Origin of the sequence: Microbulbifer sp. 2205BS26-8, from assembly GCF_030731025.1 — a bacterium.
Lineage (GTDB): Bacteria > Pseudomonadota > Gammaproteobacteria > Pseudomonadales > Cellvibrionaceae > Microbulbifer > Microbulbifer spongiae.
On record NZ_JAVAMR010000234.1, the window covers coordinates 1 to 275 of the forward strand.

The following is a 275-nucleotide window of genomic DNA, read 5'->3' on the forward strand; positions in this document are numbered from 1 at the left end:
GCACTCCGTTGTGCGTAATAATCCGGTACCGGGAATCCACACCGGCGGCGTAGCTGATATTGCTCACACTGATCTTGTACACGGTGCGCAGGCCGGCACACTCCACCCGCTCGACGGTTTCCCAGATAAGCGCCTCCTCTTCGTGCAATACGCCCAGTGTCTCTCCCTGGCAATGCTGGGCTTCGTAACCCTGCTGAGCGACGGCTACGCCGCCTATGCACGCTTTGCCGAAGAGAATGCCAACATCGCCCACGCCCAGTGTTGGGTACACAGCC

1 protein-coding gene is annotated in these 275 nt (G+C 60.0%); it reads right to left on the reverse strand.

Translation table 11 applies throughout. From position 1 onward, the window contains the following. Positions 1-275, reverse strand: a 275-nt coding sequence (locus Q5Y71_RS17755; protein ID WP_371877099.1) for a hypothetical protein, incomplete at both ends; no start/stop codon positions are given.